Annotated in this window: 17 protein-coding genes; all 17 read left to right on the top strand. The window is 71.3% G+C overall.

All coding sequences use genetic code 11. The features are described from left to right. Positions 1–90: 90 nt before the first annotated feature. Entirely contained in the window at positions 91–630 is a 540-nt protein-coding gene (locus CLT68_RS31860; protein ID WP_143743303.1) for a hypothetical protein, read from the top strand. Between the two features lie 239 nt (positions 631–869). Then, positions 870–1667 carry an ABC transporter permease gene (locus tag CLT68_RS31855; protein WP_099857875.1) on the top strand — a complete coding sequence of 266 codons (798 nt, stop codon included), beginning with the start codon at positions 870–872 and terminating at the stop codon, positions 1665–1667. Between the two features lie 10 nt (positions 1668–1677). Further along, the gene (locus tag CLT68_RS31850) at positions 1678–2487 is read left to right on the top strand and encodes an ABC transporter permease (protein WP_099856487.1); all 810 of its coding nucleotides are present in this window, start codon (positions 1678–1680) and stop codon (positions 2485–2487) included. A gap of 64 nt (positions 2488–2551) precedes the next feature. Beyond that, positions 2552–3577 (top strand): YihY/virulence factor BrkB family protein, encoded by a 1026-nt coding sequence (locus CLT68_RS31845; protein WP_099856485.1) that lies wholly within the window; start codon positions 2552–2554, stop codon positions 3575–3577. A 243-nt stretch (positions 3578–3820) separates the two neighbouring features. Beyond that, complete coding sequence (locus CLT68_RS31840; protein WP_231927121.1) at positions 3821–5017, top strand: ROK family protein; 1197 nt, start codon at positions 3821–3823, stop codon at positions 5015–5017. A gap of 193 nt (positions 5018–5210) precedes the next feature. Then, positions 5211–6719, top strand: a complete 1509-nt coding sequence (locus tag CLT68_RS31835) for a sugar ABC transporter ATP-binding protein (protein ID WP_199177292.1) — start codon at positions 5211–5213, stop codon at positions 6717–6719. Further along, positions 6716–7843, top strand: a complete 1128-nt coding sequence (locus CLT68_RS31830) for an ABC transporter permease (protein WP_099856484.1) — start codon at positions 6716–6718, stop codon at positions 7841–7843. The genes CLT68_RS31835 and CLT68_RS31830 overlap by 4 nt, the downstream gene beginning before the upstream one ends. Positions 7844–7941: 98 nt before the next feature. Next, on the top strand, positions 7942–8994 hold the full coding sequence (locus CLT68_RS31825; RefSeq protein ID WP_099856482.1) for a substrate-binding domain-containing protein: 1053 nt from the start codon (positions 7942–7944) through the stop codon (positions 8992–8994). Positions 8995–9048: 54 nt separating this feature from the next. After that, entirely contained in the window at positions 9049–10224 is a 1176-nt protein-coding gene (locus tag CLT68_RS31820; RefSeq protein WP_486482472.1) for a Gfo/Idh/MocA family protein, read from the top strand. A 624-nt stretch (positions 10225–10848) separates the two neighbouring features. Continuing rightward, a complete protein-coding gene (locus CLT68_RS31815) occupies positions 10849–12015 on the top strand; it encodes an inositol-3-phosphate synthase (RefSeq protein WP_099856478.1) in 1167 nt (388 codons plus the stop codon). After that, positions 11999–12853 (top strand): SCO3242 family prenyltransferase, encoded by an 855-nt coding sequence (locus CLT68_RS31810; RefSeq protein WP_099856477.1) that lies wholly within the window; start codon positions 11999–12001, stop codon positions 12851–12853. Before CLT68_RS31815 ends, CLT68_RS31810 begins: the two co-directional genes overlap by 17 nt. Further along, positions 12850–13803, top strand: coding sequence for a sugar phosphate isomerase/epimerase family protein (locus CLT68_RS31805; protein ID WP_099856475.1), 954 nt, complete (start codon positions 12850–12852; stop codon positions 13801–13803). Before CLT68_RS31810 ends, CLT68_RS31805 begins: the two co-directional genes overlap by 4 nt. 52 nt (positions 13804–13855) lie before the next feature. Beyond that, positions 13856–14464, top strand: coding sequence for an EboA domain-containing protein (locus tag CLT68_RS31800; RefSeq protein WP_088949638.1), 609 nt, complete (start codon positions 13856–13858; stop codon positions 14462–14464). Continuing rightward, positions 14465–15319, top strand: coding sequence for a TatD family hydrolase (locus CLT68_RS31795; RefSeq protein ID WP_099856474.1), 855 nt, complete (start codon positions 14465–14467; stop codon positions 15317–15319). After that, a complete protein-coding gene (gene eboE / locus CLT68_RS31790) occupies positions 15319–16518 on the top strand; it encodes a metabolite traffic protein EboE (RefSeq protein WP_099856472.1) in 1200 nt (399 codons plus the stop codon). The genes CLT68_RS31795 and eboE overlap by 1 nt, the downstream gene beginning before the upstream one ends. Next, positions 16515–17930, top strand: coding sequence for an alkaline phosphatase family protein (locus CLT68_RS31785; protein WP_099856471.1), 1416 nt, complete (start codon positions 16515–16517; stop codon positions 17928–17930). The genes eboE and CLT68_RS31785 overlap by 4 nt, the downstream gene beginning before the upstream one ends. After that, positions 17927–18994, top strand: coding sequence for a polyprenyl synthetase family protein (locus tag CLT68_RS31780; protein ID WP_088949634.1), 1068 nt, complete (start codon positions 17927–17929; stop codon positions 18992–18994). Before CLT68_RS31785 ends, CLT68_RS31780 begins: the two co-directional genes overlap by 4 nt. Positions 18995–19006 lie beyond the last annotated feature (12 nt).

The following is a 19006-nucleotide window of genomic DNA, read 5'->3' as shown; positions in this document are numbered from 1 at the left end:
ATCGCCGTTCGACTGCATTCGATCTTGGGCGTAACATCGCCCGACCGAATCAGTGAGTTCACCGAGTCGGCCATCGACCACGGGGGTTTCATGTCCGATCCACTGATCGCCAATCGACGTCAGGCCGGATTGACCGCCCTCTACCTGGGCATCTTCGCGATGGTCTGGTTCAGTGTGCCGGCGGCGGAGCAACCGCTGCGTGCCCTGCTCGTGGTGGGCAGCATCGTCGCACTGCTCACCGCCGTGGCGGGCGGGGTGTTGTCGGCCCGACTTCGGGGAGCCGGCAGCCCTCGGGACCGGGCAGCCGACCGCCCGTACCTGCTCATCGTCGTCGCCGAGTTCGCCGCCGCCGGGTTGGGTGCCGCCGTGCTGGTCGCCGCCGGCTGGTCCGAGTACGTCCCGGTGCTGGTCTGTCTGGTAGTCGGCCTGCACTTCTTCCCGCTCGCCCCTCTGCTGAGGGACCCGCTGCTTCGGCCGCTGGGTGCCGCGTTGTGCGTGGTGGCGGCGGCGGGGCTCGTCACGGGCCTCGCCTCGGCGGTGTCCGCCGGGCTTGTGGTCGGCATCGGCGCGGGGGTGCTGCTGCTCGGTTACGCCGTGCAGGCGCTGGTCCGCGCCTACCGTCCGGCCTGACCGGCACGCGAGGCAGGCGGGAATTGCGCGCGCACCCGCCCCGGGGGGTTGATCGACTCCGCTTTCTGGAAGTCGGGCCGTCCGGGCAACGTGGACACCGCGAGTTCCTGGAAACCGAGTCGATCAAGCCGCTGAAACCCGGGCGACACGCTTCCGGGGGCGTCGTAGGGTGACCGGCGGCCTGTCGTACCCCGGGGGTAGACAGGTCGTGGTGGTCGGCACGGTGGGCGGGGGTGGTCGTGGTGAGCGTGGCGACAGCGACGCGCGGGCGGTTCCCGTGGGTGCCGGCGTACGCGGTCTTCGAGCACTATCTGGTGGGTCTACGACGCACCTGGCGGGCCGGGGTGTTCTCGTCGTTCCTGCTGCCGGTGCTGACCGTGCTCGGCTTCGGGCTGGGCGTCGGCGCCTACATCGACCAGGGCGTCGGCGGGGTGCGCTACCTCGACTGGCTGGTGCCCGGGCTGATCGCCTCAACCGCGCTCCAGGTGACCGTCGGTGACTCGACCTGGCCGGTGTTCAGCAACTTCCAGTGGGTCAAGACCTACTTCGCGCAGAGCGCGTCGCCGCTGCGGGTGGGCGACATCGTGGCCGGGCACCTGGCCTTCGTGCTGTTCCGGGTGCTCACCACGATCGTGGCGTTTCTGCTGGTCACCGGGTTGTTCGGGGCGCTGCGGTCGCCGTGGGCGGTGGTCACCCTGCCGGTGGTCGCGTTGCTCGTGCTGGCCGTCGCCGCGCCGACCTTCGCGTACGCCGCGTCGGTGTCCAGCGACAGTTGGCTCGCGATGCTGTTCCGGTTCGCCGTCATCCCCATGACGCTCTTCGCCGGGGTGTTCTTCCCGGTGGAGTCCCTGCCCGACGCGCTGCGGTGGCTGGCGTACGTGACGCCGCTGTGGCACGCCGTCGACCTGTGTCGCGCGGCCACGCTCGGCGTCGCCCCACAGTGGTCGGTCGCCGGGCATGTGCTCTACCTGGCCGCCTGGGCCGTCGCCGGTTGGCTGCTGGCGTTGCGCACGTTCCGTCGCAAGCTCGTCGTCTAGGGAGGCCGCCGTGGTCACGCTGATCCTGCCCCGGCTGGTCGACGTCTCCGCCGCGTCCCGGCGGTCGGCGTCGGTGGTCGAGCGCAACCTCTCGGCACTGAAGTCGGTCTACTGGCTGCTGCTGCTGTCCGGCTTCGTGGAGCCGCTGCTCTATCTGCTCTCCATCGGGGTGGGCGTGGGGGCGCTCGTCGGCGATTTGCCGCTGCCCGACGGCCGACTGGTCTCGTACGCGGAGTTCGTGGCCCCGGCGATGCTCGCGTCCTCGGCGATGACCGGGGCGCTCGCGGAGACCACCTTCAACTTCTTCGGCAAGATGAAATACATGAAGCTGTACGACGGGATGATCGCCACCCCGGTACGGCCGTTCGAGATCGCCGTCGGCGAGCTGGGTTGGGCGATGCTGCGGGGCAGCGCCTACTCGGCCGCGTTCCTCGGGGTGATGGTCGCTCTGGACCTGACCAGCGTCGGCCGCGCGCTGGCCGCCCTACCGGCTGCGGTGCTGGTCGGGTTCGCGTTCGGGGCGCTCGGCATGGCGATCTCCACCTTCATGCGCAGCTGGCAGGATTTCGACCTGGTGGGCTCCGCGCAGTTCACGCTGTTCCTGTTCTCCGGCACCTTCGTGCCGGCGCAGGCCTACCCGACTCTGCTGCACTGGCTGGTGGAGGTCACCCCGTTGTACCGGTCGGTGCACCTGATCCGCGGGGTCGCGCTGGGCGGCGGTGGCTGGGTCTGGGTGCTCGACGTGCTCTACCTGCTGGCGATGCTGGTGGTCGGCCTGTTCGTGGCCTCTCGCCGGATGGGCAGGTTGCTCTACAAGTAGGGGTTATCCGCGCGCGTTAACGGGGCATGTCCGGTGGTGACACCACCGACGAAGAGGAGGGGCGATGGCCTCGGACGAGTCTTCCGTCCAGCGGCAGCGGGAGCGTGGTCCCGCGAACGCGCCGGTCGGGCCCGACGCGGGGCCGGACAGCCCCACCGATCTGCCCGGCAGCGGTTGGAAGGCGGCTCTGCGCCGGACGGTCCGCGAATTCCAGGACGACAGCCTGACCGACTGGGCGGCGGCGTTGACCTACTACGGGGTGCTGTCCATCTTCCCCGGCCTGCTGGTGCTGATCTCCCTCCTCGGTCTGCTCGGCGAGACCGCCACCCAGGGCGTCACGGACACCGTCAACCAGGCGGTGCCGGAGGGCAGCATCCGGCAGATTCTCACCGACGCGATCGGCACGGCGGACAAGAACGGCGGTCTGGCCAGCATCGCGGCGATCGTCGGTCTGTTGGCCGCGTTCTGGTCCGCCTCTGGTTACATCGGCGCGTTCATGCGCGCCTCGAACACCATCTACGACGTGCAGGAGGGGCGGCCGATCTGGAAGACGCTCCCGATCCGGCTCGGCGTGACCGCGGTGGTCGGGGTGTTGCTGCTGGTCAGCGCGGTGATCGTGGTCTTCACCGGTCGTCTCGCCGAATCGGTGGGTGACGTGATCGGGCTGGGCTCGACGGCCGTCGCGGTGTGGGACATCGCCAAGTGGCCGGTCCTGCTGATCCTGGTCAGCCTGATGTTCGCGATCCTCTACTGGGCCTCGCCGAACGCGCGGCACGGCGGCTTCCGCTGGGTCAGCCCGGGCGGGGTGCTGGCCGTGGTGATCTGGTTGGTGATCTCCGGCCTGTTCGCCTTCTACGTGAGCAACTTCGGCTCGTACAACAAGACGTACGGGGCGCTCGCCGGCGTGATCATCTTCTTGGTCTGGCTCTGGCTTAGCAACATCGCGATCCTGCTGGGGGCCGAGTTCGACGCCGAGTTGGAGCGGGGCCGCGCCATCGAGGCGGGTCACGACGTCGACGACGAGCCCTACGTCGAGCTGCGCGACGACCGCAAGCTTCGCAAGAAGAGGGGATCCGCCGACCGCAGCTGACCGCCTCGCACGAATCGCCCCGCCACCGCACGTCCGGCTGGCGGGGCGATTTCGTGTCCATCGATGGAACTGCTGGCAAGCGGATGCGGGCGGCCCGTGATCCTTTTCTTGATCGACTAGTAGCTTTTGTTCTTTCGGACAAAAGTTGGTCTCGGAACGGTTGAAGCTCTGGACAGGCGGCGCGGAACGCTCCTACTGTGTCGGACACAACACATCGACATGACGTCGATGTGAACGAGGCTGATGAAGAGGTGGCCCCCGTTGCGGACCGTCGATCCCCTGCACGTACGACTGTTGCGGTTGCTCCGCGACGAGGGGGCCGTGTCCCGGGCCGAGCTGGGCGACCGGCTCCAGATGCCGCGCCCGCGCATGCTGGCCGAGCTGGAACGTCTGGTCGCGCTGGGCTACGTCGCCGAGGCGGGGCTCGCCGCCTCCCGAGGTGGGCGTCGCTCGACCCTGGTCGAGCTGAACCCGAAGCTCCGCTTCGCCGCCGTCGACCTCGGCGCCAGTTCGATAGACATCGAGGTGGTCAACGGCCGCCTCGAACCGGTGGCCCACTACGGCGAGGCCGCCGACATCCGCAACGGTCCGAAGGTGACCCTGCAACGGGTCAACGAGTTGCTGCACAAGGCCCGGGTCGACGGCGCGTACGAGCGGTTGGACGCTGTCGGCATCGGCGTACCCGGCCCGGTCAGCTTCCGCGACGGCGTTCCGGTCTCGCCGCCGATCATGCCGGGCTGGGACCGGTTCCCGGTGCGCGAGCTGCTCAGCCGGGAGCACGGCTGCCCGGCGGTTGTCGACAACGACGTCAACATCATGGCGATCGGTGAGCGGCACGGTGGGGTCGCCCACTCGGTGGACGACTTCCTCTTCGTGAAGATCGGCACCGGCATCGGGTGCGGCATCTACCTCACCGGCGAGGTCTACCGGGGCACCGACGGTTGCGCCGGCGACATCGGCCACATCCAGGTCGACTCGCACGGTCCGATGTGTTCCTGCGGCAACATCGGTTGCCTGGAGGCGCTGTTCAGCGGTGCCGCGCTGGCAAAGGAGGCCACCGCCGCCGCCCGCAGTGGCGTCTCGCCGGCGCTCGCCGAGCGGATGACGCTGCGCGGTGTGGTGACGGCTCTCGACGTCGCCGAGGGTGCCGTCGAGGGAGACGTGGCCTGCATCCAGCTGATCCGTGACGGCGGGCGGCGGGTCGGCGGTGTGCTCGCCGGCCTGGTCAGCTTCACCAACCCGTCGATGATCGTGATCGGTGGCGGGTTGGCCCAGCTCGGGCACATCCTGCTCGCCGAGATCCGCAGCGTGGTCTATCGCCGGTCGCTGCCGTTGGCCACCGGCAACCTGCCCGTCGTGCTGTCCGAGCTCGGTGGCCGTGCCGGTGTCACCGGGGCGGCGGTGCTCGCGAGTGACGTCGCCTTCGCGGAGGCGTCATGAGCGCGAGCAGCGAGCCGGGCTTGCGAGCCCCGCAGTCGCGACCAGCGGCCAATGCCGTGAAGTTGACCGAGATCCTGTCGTGAGCGAGGAGGAGACTGTGGCTCTGCCCGAGGATGACGCCGCCACCGCGTCGGCTGAGGCCGTCGCCGAGGCACCGCTGGTCGAGGCTCCCGCTGACACCGTCGCGGGCGAGGTGGTCCTGCGCCTCACCGATCTGGTCAAGACCTTCCCCGGCGTACGCGCCCTGGATGGTGTGCAGCTGGAGGTGCGTGCCGGCGAGGTGCACTGTCTGCTCGGTCAGAACGGCGCCGGCAAGTCCACCCTGATCAAGGTGCTCTCCGGGGTGCACCAACCGGATTCCGGGCAGGTGGAGTGGCGCGGCGAGCCGGCCACGTTCGCCAACCCGCAGGCCGCGATGAAGGCCGGCATCGCCACCATCTACCAGGAGCTCGACCTCGTCGAGGACCTGTCGGTGGCGGAGAACGCCTTCCTCGGCCACGAATACCGCAGCTTCGGGTTCGTCCGGCGCGGCCGGATGGCCCGGCACACCCGGCAGATCCTCAGTCGGCTCGGCCACGGTGAGATTCCGCCCGGGCGGATGGTCCGGTCGCTGCCGGCGGCGGGCAAGCAGATCGTCAGCATGGCCCGGGCGCTGTCGCACGAGGCCCGACTGATCATCATGGACGAGCCGAGCGCCGTGCTGGCCCATGACGAGGTCGGCAACCTGTTCCGGATCATCCGGGAGCTGACCGCGCAGGGCATCGCAGTCATCTACATCTCCCACCGCCTGGAGGAGATCCGCGAGATCGGCGACCGGGTCACCGTACTCAAGGACGGCCGGACCACCGCGGCGAACCTGCCGGCGCGCGACACCCCGACCCGCGATCTGGTCAGCCGGATGACCGGCCGGACCATCGAGTACGTCTTCCCGGACCGGCCGAGCGACGACGCCGCGGGTGCCGACCTGCTCCAGGTGCAGGGGTTGACCCGGCCCGGCGAGTTCGCCGACGTCTCGCTGAACGTGCGTGCCGGGGAGATCGTCGGCATTGCCGGGCTGGTCGGCTCCGGCCGTTCCGAGCTGCTGGAGACCATCTACGGCGCCCGTCTCGCGGAGGCCGGCTCGGTCCGGATGAACGGCAAGGTGCTGCGTCCCGGCGTGGGCGCGGCGGTGCGGGCCGGCATGGGGATGGCCCCGGAGGAACGCAAGAGCCAGGCGCTGCTGCTCGGTGAACCGATCTACCGCAACGTCACGCTGGCCACCTTCGGCCGGTACGCGCGGCTCGGCTTCACCAACGCCGCCAAGGAACGCGCCGAGGCGGACCGGATCGCCGAGACCCTGGAGCTGCGGCCCCGGGACGTCGACCGGCCGGTACGCACGCTGTCCGGCGGCAACCAACAGAAGGTCGTGGTCGGGCGGTGGTTGCTCGGCGGCACGAAGTTGTTGCTGCTCGACGAGCCCACCCGGGGCGTGGACGTGGGCGCCCGGGCTGAGCTCTACCAGGTCATCCGGGCGTTGGCCGCCCAGGGCGTCGGCGTGCTGCTGGTCTCCAGCGAGGTGCCCGAGGTGCTGGGTCTGTCCGACCGGGTGCTGGTGATGCGGGAAGGGCGGGTCGTCCGCGAGGCCGCGGCCGGCGAACTCGACGAGAACACTGTGCTTGACCTCGTGATGGCGGGGTCCTTGATGGAAGGCGCACCGGCATGAGCGACGCGACTCCCACTCCCACCGCGACACCGGAGCGCCCGCAGCTTCCGGCGCAGTCGCCGCCGGTGGACCCGGCGGAGACGGCGGTGGCCGGCGATAAAGCAGCATCCGCGGGTCGGCTCTCCTGGTGGCGGGGCGACGGCGGCGACGGCGCCAAGCGCAACCTCGGTCTGATCGGTGTGTTGGCCGCACTGATCGTGGTTGGTGCGGTGACCAAGCCGGATCTCTACGGTGACCCGAACTGGGTCTGGAACAACGTCCTGGCCATCCTTCAGCTCGCCTCGGTCGTCGGCGTGGTGACGGTCGGTATGACGTTCGTGATCATCGGCGGTGGCATCGACCTGTCGGTCGGGGCGATCGTCGCGCTGGCCGGCGTCTGGTGCACCACGGTGGCCACCCAGAGCTACGGCGCCGGTGGGATGATCTTCACGGCCCTCGCGGTCGGCATCTGTGTCGGCCTGGTCAACGGGGTGCTCATCTCGTACGGGCGGTTGGTGCCGTTCATCGCGACGCTCGCGATGCTGGTGGCCGCGCGGGGCCTCGCGGCGTCGATCTCCAACAAGCAGACCCAGGTGTCGAGCAGCACCTTCATCAACGACATCGCGGCGCGCAAGGTGATCGGTATCCCGATCCTCGTCTACATCCTCGGCGCGGTGGTGCTGGCCGGTTGGGTCGTGCTCAACCGGACGACCTTCGGCCGGCGGACCATCGCCGTCGGCGGTAACCCGGAGGCGGCACGGCTGGCCGGCATCAACGTCCGCCGCCACACCATGCTGCTCTACGCGCTCTCCGGTCTGTGCTGCGGCATCGCCGCCATCATGCTCACCTCGCAGGCCACCTCGGCGCAGGCGGCGATGGCCAACCTGTACGAGTTGGACGCCATCGCCGCAGCCATCATCGGTGGAACGCTGCTCAGCGGTGGTCGGGGCACGATCGTCGGCTCCCTGCTCGGCGTCATCATCTTCGCCACGATCACCAACCTCTTCGCCATCAACGGCCTCTCCATCGAGGCGCAGAACATGGTCAAGGGCGGCATCATCGTCGCCGCCGTCCTGGTCCAGCAGTTCCAGTTCAAGTCCGTCACTCGGCTCCTCGCGCGGAACAGGGTCACCACCGCAACCTGACGCACCGCACCGTTGTCCCGGGCGACGTCGAGAAATTCGACAGTGGCCGGGCCTCGCACACCCTCACCAACTCAAATCCCGCTCCCAGGAGGTCATTCATGACCCAGCACAGTCGCGACCTGTCGCGCCGCCGGTTGCTCTTCGGTGGAGCCGCAGTAGGCGCCGCCACCCTGCTCACGGCCTGCACCAGCAACGAGACGCCGGCAGCCAGCACCCAGACCAAGGCCGCCGGAGACAGTGCCGGCAACAACGCGCCGGGCAAGAAGGTCGTCATCGGCTTCTCCGCGCCGGCCGCCGACCACGGCTGGATGGGTGCGATCCACGCCAACGCCAAGGCTCAGGCCGCGGCCTACTCGGACGTGGAGTTCAAGGAGGTCGACGGTGGGTCGAACTCCGAGGCCCAGCGCTCCACGCTCGGCACCCTGATCGCCCAGAAGCCGGACATCATCGTCGTGCTGCCGCACGACGGCAAGGAGGTCAACGCCGTTGCCCTCCAGGCGATGCAGGCGGGCATCCCGATCGTGAACCTCGACCGGGCGTTCCCCGACGCGCTGGCCTCGCGGCTGGTCATCAAGGGCGACAACTACGGCATGGGCGTCTCGGCCGGGCACTTCATCGGCAAGCAGCTCAAGGACAAGGGCATCGCCAACCCGGTGATCGGTGAGATCGCCGGCCTGGAGATCCCGCTGACCGTCGAGCGCAGCGCCGGCTTCGCGGCGGCCCTGGCGACCTACGGGTTCAAGGTGAACAACCGTCGCTCCGCCGAGTTCACCTCGGACAGCGGTCAGCGTGAGGCGGCCCAGCTGCTCCAGGCGCTGCCGAAGATCGACGCGGTCTGGAACCACGACGACGACCAGGGCATCGGTGTGCTTGCCGCCATCAAGCAGGCCAACCGGTCGGAGTTCTTCATGGTCGGCGGCGCCGGCTCGAAGCTCGCGATCGACGCGATCAAGGCCGACAACACCGTGCTCAAGGCGACGGTCACGTACAACCCGTCGATGGCCTCGTCGGCAGTCTCCCTCGCACGGCTCATCGCGCAGGGCCGGGGCCTGGGCGACCTGACGGAACTGCAGGTTCCCAAGGAAGTAACCCTGGCCTCCGAGACGATCACCAAGGAGAACGCGAGCAGCTACGACAAGCTCGGGTTCTGACATACCGGGGGGAGACCCACCTTGTCCACGACAGACAAAGAACTGCGGGTCGGCATGGTCGGCTACGCGTTCATGGGCGCCGCGCACTCACAGGCGTGGCGCACCGTGAACCGCGTCTTCGACCTGCCGGCGCGGGCCCGGATGGCGCTGATCTGCGGTCGAGACACAACGAAGGTGGCGGATGCCGCCGACCGGCTCGGCTGGGACGCGTACACCACGGACTGGCGTGACCTGATCAACCGGGACGACATCGACGTGATCGATGTCTGCACACCGGGCGACAGTCACGCCGAGATCGCGCTCGCCGCGTTGGCTGCTGGTAAGCACGTCCTGTGCGAGAAGCCGTTGGCCAACACGGTGGCGGAGGCACGGGCGATGACCGCTGCGGCGGAACTTGCCCGGGCCTCCGGGGTGCGGTCGATGTGCGGGTTCAACTACCGCCGGGTCCCCGCGGTCACGATGATGCGTCAGTTGGTCGCCGACGGACGACTCGGGGTGATTCGACACGTCCGTGCGACGTACCTGCAGGACTGGATCGTGGACCCGCAGTTCCCGCTGGTCTGGCGGTTGCAGAAAGACAGGGCGGGCTCCGGCGCGCTCGGTGACATCGGTGCGCACATCATCGATCTGACCCAGTTCGTTACCGGCCAGCGGATCAGCGGGGTCAGCGCGGTCACCGAGACGTTCGTCAAGGAACGGCCGTTGCCAACCGAGTCGAGTGGTCTCGCGGCCACTGTGGACGGCCACACGGCGCCCACCGGGCCGGTCACCGTCGACGACGCCGCGGTCTTCGTGGCACGGCTCGACGGTGGCGCCCTGGCCACGTACGAGGCGAGCCGGTTCGCCACCGGTCGCAAGAACGCGTTGCGTGTCGAGATCAACGGCTCGCTGGGCAGCGTGATCTTCGACCTGGAGCGGCTCAACGAGCTGGAGTTCTACGACGCCACCAGGCCGAGTGTGGAGCAGGGTTTCAGCCGCATCCTGGTGACCGAGGGCGAGCACCCGTACATGTCGGCGTGGTGGCCTCCGGGCCACATCATCGGCTACGAGCACTCGTTCACGCACGAGATGCGCGACTTCATCGAGGCGGTCGCCACCGGCGTCGACCCGACTCCGTCCTTCGCCGACGCGTTGCAGGTCCAGCTGGTGCTGGACGCGGTGACCCGGTCGGCGGAACTCGGTTCCTCCTGGACCGAGGTGGAGCCGGCGCTGATCGCGGCGGCCGTCTGACCATCGACCATCCGCGATGGTGGTGATCGCACCACCATCGCCCTACCAGCTTCCCGAAGCCGACCGGCGAGGGACCGGCCGCGGATTGCGCCCCGCGGCCGGGACGAGGTCGGCGTCGGAGAGCGTGCGGCCGGGCACTGCGGCCCGGTGGCGCACGAGCAGGACGGTCGTCCGGTGCGACCGGACCGGGATTCCCCGGCCGCACCGGAGGACCGCCACCAATCCGGAGATCCGGAGGACCTGATGGCACCGCCCGCCGCTGCCCCCACCCGTACCGCAACCACTCGCCGACGTCCGGCGGGTCGTGCTGCGGTCGGTGACCTGGTGGGCACGGCGGCCTGAGACGCCCGGTCGGGACGCATCAGCGCCCCGGCCGGTCGGGTGCGGGGGAGACAGGGTCGAGACGCCGACCCGACCCTGTCTACCAAGCCCCGTCTGCCCGCGCCCGGACCGGAAACCGGTCCGGCGTCGTCGCCGCCGACGCCGACGTCGGAGCCCGGTGCCAAACCGGTGTGGGACGGGCGGACGGGGCCCCGCAAAACCGGGGCGTATCTTTCCGAAACATATTCTGATATTCCTATATTTAGCGGTACCGCGGTTCCTCGTGAACGGGGAAGGAGCACCATGCGAACAGGTGTCTGGCTGGTAGGAGCGCGTGGTTCCGTCGCGACCACCAGCATCGTCGGGGGGCTCGCGCTGCGGGCTGGCCTGGCCGGGCCCACCGGCTGCGTCACCGAGCTGCCCGAGCTGCGTGGCCCCGCCCTGCCGAGCTTCGCCGACCTCGTCTTCGGCGGGCACGACCTGGCCACCATCCCGCTGCCCAAGCGCGCCGAGGCCCTCGCCGACGCCGGTGTCATCCCCTGGCGGCTGGTCGCCGCGCTCCCCGACGAGCTGAACGCGGTCGAGCAGGAGCTGCGTCCTGCACCGGTCGGTGCCACCCAGGCCGACCGGGCCGACGCCGTGGTCCGCGACCTCACCAGCTTCCGTGAGCGGCACCACCTGGACCGGGTGGTGGTGGTCAACGTCTCCGCCACCGAACCGGCACCGGAGCCGCACCCCGGGCACGCCGACCCGGCCGCGTTGCGCGCCGCCCTCGCCGGGCCGGACGAGGTGCTGCCGGTCAGTTCCCTCTATGCGTACGCGGCGGTGCTGGCCGGCTGCCCGTACGTCGATTTCACCCCGTCCACCGGGCTGCGGCTGCCGGCGCTGGCCGCGCTGGCCGAGGAGGCCCGACTGCCGCACGCCGGGCATGACGGCAAGACCGGGGAGACCCTCGTCAAGTCGGTGCTCGCGCCGATGTTCGCGATGCGCAACCTGGCCGTGCGCTCCTGGTCCGGGGTCAACCTGCTGGGCGGTGGCGACGGCGCCACCCTCGCTGACCCGGCCGCCAACGCGGCGAAGGTGCAGAGCAAGCAGCGGGTGCTCGGCGAGACGCTGGGCTACGTCCCGCAGGGCGGCACCCGCATCGAGTACGTCGAGGATCTGGGCGACTTCAAGACCGCCTGGGATCTGATCACCTTCGCCGGCTTCCTCGGCACCGGCATGCGGATGGAGTTCACCTGGCACGGCTGCGACTCCGCGCTGGCCGCGCCGCTGGTGCTCGACCTGGCCCGGCTCACCGCCGCCGCGCACGCCGCCGGGCACGTGGGGCCGCTGGCTGAGCTGGGCTTCTTCTTCAAGGACCCGCTCGGCTCACCCACCCACTCGCTGGGCGAGCAGTGGGCCCGGCTGAGCGACTTCACCCGGCAGCTGCACGCCGGCGGGGACGGTGTCCATGACAACGTTGGCTGATCTCGCCGAGCTGGTCCGGGCACCGGCCGCGCTCTCGGTGCCCGGTGACGTGATCGCCGGTGCGGCGGCGGCCGGCGCGCTGAGCCCGCGTACGCCCGCCCTGGCCGGCGCGTCGGTGCTGCTCTACTGGGCCGGCATGGCCGCCAACGACTGGGCCGACCGGGGCCTGGACGCGGTGGAACGCCCCGAGCGGCCGATCCCCAGCGGTCGGGTCACCCCGGCCGCCGCGGTGGGCCTTGCGGCGGGCCTCACGGCCGCCGGCGTGGGCCTGGCCGCCGCCGTGGGCGGTCGCCGCGCCGTCGCGCTCGCCGTGCCGCTGGCCGCCACCATCTGGGGGTACGACCTGTTGGCCAAGAACACCGCCGCCGGTCCGGCCGTGATGGCCGCCTGCCGGGGGCTGGATGTGCTGCTCGGCGCGTCCGGTGGACGAGTGGCCCGGGCGTTGCCGGCGGCGGCGACGGTCGCCGCGCACACCTGGACGGTCACCGCACTGTCCCGCCGGGAGGTCACCGGCGCCGACGCCAAACTGCCGATGCGCACCCTCGCGGGCACCGCGTTGGTCGCGGTCAGTGCCGCCGTCGCCGCCCCTCGGCGGGTTGCGGTGCTGCCCGCCGTGCTGGCCGGCTGGTACGCCGCCCGCTACGGCGCGGCCCAGGCCGAGGTGGTCCGGGACCCGTCGGCCGGGCGGGTCCGCGCGGCCGTCGGCGCTGGGATCACCGGGCTGCCCGCCCTCCAGGGGGCGCTCACCGCGCGCGGTGGAGCAGGTCTGCTCGGGCTGGCCGTCGCGGCGGCCGCACCGCTGGGTCGACGGCTGGCCCGGAAGGTCTCCCCGACATGACCGTTCCCCAGCCCCGACCCGCGCCGCCGGCCGCCGACGCCACGACGCTGCGCCTCGGGTACGGCACCAACGGCTTCGCCAACCACCGGCTCGACGACGCGCTCGCCGTCATCGCCGACCTCGGCTACGACGGGGTGGCGCTCACCCTGGACCACGACCACCTGGACCCGTTCGCGCCCGGCCTCACCCGCCGGGTCGCCGCCGTCGGCAAACGGTTGGAGGCGCTCGGACTGGCCGTGGTGATCGAGACCGGGGCGCGCTACCTGCTCGACCCGTGGCACAAACACGCTCCGACGTTGCTGCACGACGACCCGACCCGGCGGATCGAGTTCCTGCGCCGCGCCGTGCGAATCGGCGCCGACCTGGGCGCCGAGGCTGTCTCGTTCTGGGCCGGTGTCCGACCCGAGGCGGTGTCGCCGCAGTGCGCCTGGGACCGGCTGGTGGCCGGCTGCGCCACAGTGGTCGACGCGGCCAACACCGCCGGCGTCACCCTCGGCTTCGAACCGGAGCCCGGCATGCTGGTGCAGGACATCGCCGACTGGCGTCGGCTGCACGCCGCTCTCGACAACCCGGCCCGCTTCGGCATCACCCTCGACATCGGCCACTGCCGGTGCCTGGAGCCCTGGCCGGTGCCGCAGTGCGTCGCCGAGGTGGCCGACCACCTGGTCAACGTGCAGATCGACGACATGCGCCGGGGCGTGCACGAGCATCTGGAGTTCGGTGTCGGCGAGATCGACTTCCCGCCGGTGCTGGCCGCCCTGCGCGACGCCGGCTACCGCGGCCTGGTCGCCGTCGAGCTGCCCCGGGACTCGCACGCCGCGCCCGCCGTGGCCGCCCGGTCGATCGAGTTCCTGCGCGCCGCCGCCGCCACCGATCACCACCCTGCCCGCACCCTTTGCTCTGCACCCACCGAGGCGACACCCACCAAAGAGGCCCCGGTGCATATGTAGGTGCAGAGCAAAGGTGGCGGGCACCGCGTAGCAGCAAGAGGGAGGAGACGGGATGACACCGGATTCACTACGGGCCGCGCTGCGAGGCGTACCCGATCCCGATTGGTTGGACACGGCGCTGCGCCGGGTCACCACCGAGCCCACCGCGATCACCCGGCTCTTCCCCGCCGCAGGTCGGCGTTGCGGTCGGGGCGCGTTGCCCGAAGCGCCCGGCTGGACCGCCGACGACGCGGCCCGGGTGCTGCTGCTCACGGCGCTGCCCGGCGACCACGCGGCGTACGCCGACAGCCTCTACCAGCACGGCGACGCGGCCGAGCGGCGAGCCGTGCTGCGGGCACTGCCGCTGCTGCCGATCGGCGCCGCCGGCGTGCCGCTGCTGCACGACGCGATCCGCACCAACGACACCCGGCTGGTCGCCGCAGCCCTCGGCCCGTACGCCCGGCACCTCGACCCGGCCGCCTGGCGGCAGGCGGTGCTCAAGTGCGTGTTCAGCGGCGTCCCCCTCGCCGCGGTGGCCGACCTGGACACCCGGGCCGACGGGGAACTGGCCGCGATGCTGGCCGCGCTCGCCGCCGAACGGCACGCCGCCGGCCGGGACCTGCCCGCCGACGCCACCGACCTGCTCGACCGGCTCACCGCCGCACTGCCCCGGGAGGCGTGAATGCGCATCTTCGACCCCCACATCCACATGACCTCGCGCACCACCGACGACTACGAACGGATGGCCGCAGCCGGAGTGCGCGCGGTGGTGGAGCCCTCGTTCTGGCTGGGTCAGCCGCGCACCAGCGCCGCCTCGTTCACCGACTACTTCGACTCGCTGATCGGGTGGGAGCCGTTCAGGGCCGGTCAGTTCGGGGTGCGGCATTTCGCCACGGTGGCCCTGAACCCCAAGGAGGCCAACGACCCGCGCTGCCGCCCGGTCCTCGACCTGCTGCCCCGCTACCTGGACAAGGACGCGGTGGTGGCGGTCGGCGAGATCGGGTACGACTCGATGACGCCGGAGGAGGACGAGGCGTTCGCCGCGCAGCTCGCCCTGGCGGTGGCGTACGACCTGCCGGCGCTGGTGCACACCCCGCACCGGGACAAGGCGCGCGGATGCGAACGGACCCTCGCCGTGGTCGCCGAATCCGGAATCGAGGCGGGTCGCGTGGTGGTCGACCACCTCAACGAGGTGACCGTCAAGCTGGTCCGGGACAGCGGCTGCTGGCTGGGCTTCTCCATCTACCCGGACACCAAGATGACGCCGTCGCGGATGGTCGAGCTGCTGCGGGAGTACGGCACGGAGCGGATGCTGGTCAACTCGGCCGCCGACTGGGGGCGCTCCGACCCGCTGCTGACCCGGGCCACCGGCGAGGCGATGCTGCTGGCCGGGTTCAGCGACGACGACGTCGAGCAGGTGCTGTGGCGCAACCCGGTGGAGTTCTACGGGCAGTCCGGCCGGCTCGACCTCACCGACCTGGAGGTCACCGCCGTGGACCCGCAGACCGGCAACTCGATCCTGCGCGGCGGCAGCTGATGCGGCTGCGCCATGCCGGCGGTGACACCGTCCACCTCGGCTACTGCACCAACGTGCACCCCGCCGAGGACCTCGCCGGCATCCTCGGTCAACTGGACACCTACGCCGTGCCGGTCCGCGAGGCGCTCGGCAGTGACCTGCTCGGGCTCGGCCTGTGGTTGGCTGCCCCGGTCGCCGCCGAGCTGGCCGCCGACCCGACGCTGCGCCGCCGGTTGCGCACCGAACTGGACGCGCGCGGGCTGGAGGTGGTCACCCTCAACGGCTTCCCGTACGCGGCCTTCCAGGCCCCCGTGGTCAAGCAGGACGTGTACCACCCGGACTGGACCACCGAGCAGCGCCTGACGTACACGCTGAATCTGGCCCGGGTGCTCGCGGACCTGCTGCCCGACGACGCCGCTCGGGGCTCGATCTCCACCCTGCCGCTGGCCTGGCGGCAACCGTGGGACACCGATCGGGCGGACGCGGCCCGACGCCGGCTCGACCAGCTGGCCGCCGGCCTGGCCGCCGTGCAGCGCGACACCGGCCGCGAGGTGCGGGTCGCCTTCGAGCCGGAGCCCGGCTGTGTCGTGGAGAGCACCGGCCAGGCCGCCGAGCTGCTGTCCGGGATGGACACCGACCGGCTGGGCGTCTGTCTCGACCTGGCCCACCTGGCCTGCGCCTGGGAGGAGCCGGCCGAGGCACTGGAACGACTGCGGGCGGCCGGGCTGCCGGTGGTGAAGGTGCAGGTCTCCGCCGCAGTCGAGGCCACCGACCCGGATGGTGGGGCCGAGGCGTTGCGCCGCTGGGTGGAGCCACGCTTCCTGCACCAGACCCGGGGCGCCGGTTGCGCCGGTCTGGCCGACCCGGCCGACCCGGCGTACGCGGCCGACGACCTGGACGAGGCACTGGACAGGGCGCTACCCGGGCCGTGGCGGGTGCACTACCACGTGCCACTGCACGCCCCACCCGAGGAACCGCTCGGCTCGACCCTGCCGGTTCTTCGCGCGGCCCTGAGAGCGCTCTTCGACGGCCCGACCGCTGGCTGCGACCACCTCGACGTCGAGACGTACACCTGGGGGGTGCTGCCGGCCGCACGACGGCCCGGCACCGACGCGGAGCTGGCCGCGGGCATTGCCGCGGAGCTGGCCTTCGCCCGGGACGAACTGGTCGGCCTCGGCCTGACCGCAGAGCGATCCGTGAGCATGGGGGTGACGCGATGAGCCGGCGACTGGTGGTCCTCGACGTGGTGGGGTTGACACCTCGACTACTGGCACACATGCCTCGACTGCGGGGGGTCGCCGACGGCGGCTTCCGGGCCGAGCTGGGCACCGTGCTGCCCGCCGTGACCTGCTCGGTGCAGTCCACCTTCCTCACCGGCGAGCCGCCCAGCGGGCACGGGATCGTCGGCAACGGGTGGTATTTCCGGGAGTTGGGCGAGGTGCTGCTGTGGCGGCAGCACAACGCGCTGGTCGGCGGGGAGAAGCTCTGGCAGGCGGCCCGCAAGGCCGAGCCGGGCTACACCGTCGCCAACGTCTGCTGGTGGTACGCCATGGGTGCGGACGTCGACTGGACGGTCACGCCACGCCCCGTCTACTACGCCGACGGGCGCAAGGAGCCGGACTGCTACACCGACCCGCCGGAGCTGCACGACGCGCTCACCGGGCGGCTGGGCACCTTCCCGCTGTTCACCTACTGGGGGCCGACGGCCGGGTTGCCGTCGTCGCGGTGGATCTGCCAGGCGGCCGAACAGATCCTCGCCGACGTGTCACCCGACCTGACCCTGGTCTACGTCCCGCACCTGGACTACGACCTGCAACGCTTCGGTCCCTCGTCGGCCCAGGCCGCCGCGGCGGCAGCCGAGCTGGACGCGGTGCTCGGGCCACTGTTGGACGCCGCCCGGGCGCGCGACGCCACAGTTGTGGTGCTCTCCGAGTACGGCATCACCGACGTGTCCCGGCCGGTGGACGTCAACCGGCTGCTGCGCGCCGAAGGGCTGCTGCGGGTGCACACCCAGGCCGGCATGGAATACCTCGACCCGTGGACGTCGAAGGCGTTCGCGGTCGCCGACCACCAGATTGCCCACGTCTACGTCAAGGACCCGGCCGACGTGCCGGCAGTGGCGAAGCTCTGCGCCAACCTGCCCGGGGTGGCCGAGGTGCTCGACGCCGAGGGCAAGGCCGCGCACGGTCTGGACCACCCGCGCGCCGGTGAGCTGGTGCTGGTGGCCGAGCCGGACGCCTGGTTCACCTACTACTACTGGCTGGACGACGCCCGGGCGCCGGACTTCGCCCGCCTCGTGGAAATTCATCGGAAGCCCGGTTACGACCCGGCCGAGCTGTTCTTCGACCCGGCCAACCCCGGTGCCGCGAAGGCCCGCGCAGGAGTGGCCCTGGCCCGAAAGAAGCTCGGCATGCGGTACCTGATGAGCGCTGTCGGCCTGGACGCCGGCGCGCAGGCGGTACGGGGCTCGCACGGGCGGCTGCCGGACGACCCGGCGGACGCCCCGGTGCTGCTCTGCTCCGACCCGACGGCCGCCCGGGACCGGATCGCGGCCACCGAGGTCAAGGCGCTGCTGCTGGAGTTGGCTGGGCTGGGCGCCGGCGGTACGGGCGGGCCGGGGGAGGGGGCATGACGGTCACCGTCGCGCCCACCGACGCGAGCGGGTTGCGGGCGCGCTTCGACGCGGAGCTGGCCGGGTTCCTCGAACGGCAGGGCCCGGACTGGCCCGACGGCGCGCCGCGTGGCGTGTTCACCGCCCTGCAACGGTTCGTGCTGGCTGGTGGCAAACGGTTGCGCCCGCTCTTCTGCTACTGGGGCTGGCGCGGGGCGGGCGCGGCCGACGGCACCCCGATCGTGGTGGCGGCCGCAGCCCTGGAGCTGTTCCACGCGTTCGCGCTGATCCACGACGACATCCTGGACGGGAGCGACCGCCGCCGGGGTGAGCCGTCGGTGCACCGGCTCTTCGCCGACCTGCACGCCCGCTCGTCCTGGCGTGGTGACCCCGAGGCGTACGGCCGCAACACGGCGCTGCTCTGCGGGGACCTCTGCGCGGCCTGGTCGGATCAGATGTTCCACGAGTGCGGGCTGAGCACCGAACAGGTGCACCGCGGGTACGGCGTGTTCGCGCTGATGCGTACCGAGGTGATCGCGGGGGAGTACCTGGACCTGGTCTCGGGCGTGGGTGACGGCTCGGTGGCCAGCGCGCTCACCGTGATACGGATGAAGGCTGCCCGGTACACGGTCACCCGGCCGCTCCAGATCGGCGCGGCCCTGGCCGGCGCCGGCCCGGAGTTGATCGCCGCGCTGGGCGAGTTCGGTGACCCGCTGGGCGACGCGTTCCAGCTCCGCGACGACGTGCTGGGTGTCTTCGGGGACCCGGCGGTCACCGGCAAGTCGGTCCTGGACGACCTGCGCGAGGGCAAGCCCACGGTGATGATGGCGCTGGCCCGCAGCGCCGCCGACCGGTCGCAGACCGCCCGGCTGCGGGAGCTGTTCGGCAATCCGGCGTTGGACGCCGACGGCGCGGCGGAGCTGCGCGCGATCATCGAGGCGACCGGTGCCCGAGAACGGATCGAGCAGATGATCCGGGTGCGGACGGAGGCGGCGCTCGTCGCCCTGCGGGCCGCGACGGTGGCCGACGAGGCTCGCTCGGCGCTGGTCGCGCTGGCCGGGCAGGCGATCGACCGCAGGGCCTGACCGGCAACTTTC

It is taken from the genome of Micromonospora sp. CNZ299, assembly GCF_002754415.1.
The sequence above is the reverse complement of the archived record's forward strand: the minus strand, read 5'-3'. Positions and strand labels throughout refer to the sequence as shown.

What these genes read in the sequence shown, in the direction of transcription:
- CLT68_RS31860 (WP_143743303.1), top strand. Translation starts at nt 91, where the DNA reads ATGTCCGATCCACTGATCGCCAATCGACGTCAGGCCGGATTGACCGCC.
- CLT68_RS31845 (WP_099856485.1), top strand. Translation starts at nt 2,552, where the DNA reads ATGGCCTCGGACGAGTCTTCCGTCCAGCGGCAGCGGGAGCGTGGTCCC.
- CLT68_RS31840 (WP_231927121.1), top strand. Translation starts at nt 3,821, where the DNA reads ATGAAGAGGTGGCCCCCGTTGCGGACCGTCGATCCCCTGCACGTACGA.
- CLT68_RS31830 (WP_099856484.1), top strand. Translation starts at nt 6,716, where the DNA reads ATGAGCGACGCGACTCCCACTCCCACCGCGACACCGGAGCGCCCGCAG.
- CLT68_RS31825 (WP_099856482.1), top strand. Translation starts at nt 7,942, where the DNA reads ATGACCCAGCACAGTCGCGACCTGTCGCGCCGCCGGTTGCTCTTCGGT.
- CLT68_RS31820 (WP_486482472.1), top strand. Translation starts at nt 9,049, where the DNA reads ATGGTCGGCTACGCGTTCATGGGCGCCGCGCACTCACAGGCGTGGCGC.
- CLT68_RS31815 (WP_099856478.1), top strand. Translation starts at nt 10,849, where the DNA reads ATGCGAACAGGTGTCTGGCTGGTAGGAGCGCGTGGTTCCGTCGCGACC.
- CLT68_RS31810 (WP_099856477.1), top strand. Translation starts at nt 11,999, where the DNA reads ATGACAACGTTGGCTGATCTCGCCGAGCTGGTCCGGGCACCGGCCGCG.
- CLT68_RS31805 (WP_099856475.1), top strand. Translation starts at nt 12,850, where the DNA reads ATGACCGTTCCCCAGCCCCGACCCGCGCCGCCGGCCGCCGACGCCACG.
- CLT68_RS31800 (WP_088949638.1), top strand. Translation starts at nt 13,856, where the DNA reads ATGACACCGGATTCACTACGGGCCGCGCTGCGAGGCGTACCCGATCCC.
- CLT68_RS31795 (WP_099856474.1), top strand. Translation starts at nt 14,465, where the DNA reads ATGCGCATCTTCGACCCCCACATCCACATGACCTCGCGCACCACCGAC.
- eboE (WP_099856472.1), top strand. Translation starts at nt 15,319, where the DNA reads ATGCGGCTGCGCCATGCCGGCGGTGACACCGTCCACCTCGGCTACTGC.
- CLT68_RS31785 (WP_099856471.1), top strand. Translation starts at nt 16,515, where the DNA reads ATGAGCCGGCGACTGGTGGTCCTCGACGTGGTGGGGTTGACACCTCGA.
- CLT68_RS31780 (WP_088949634.1), top strand. Translation starts at nt 17,927, where the DNA reads ATGACGGTCACCGTCGCGCCCACCGACGCGAGCGGGTTGCGGGCGCGC.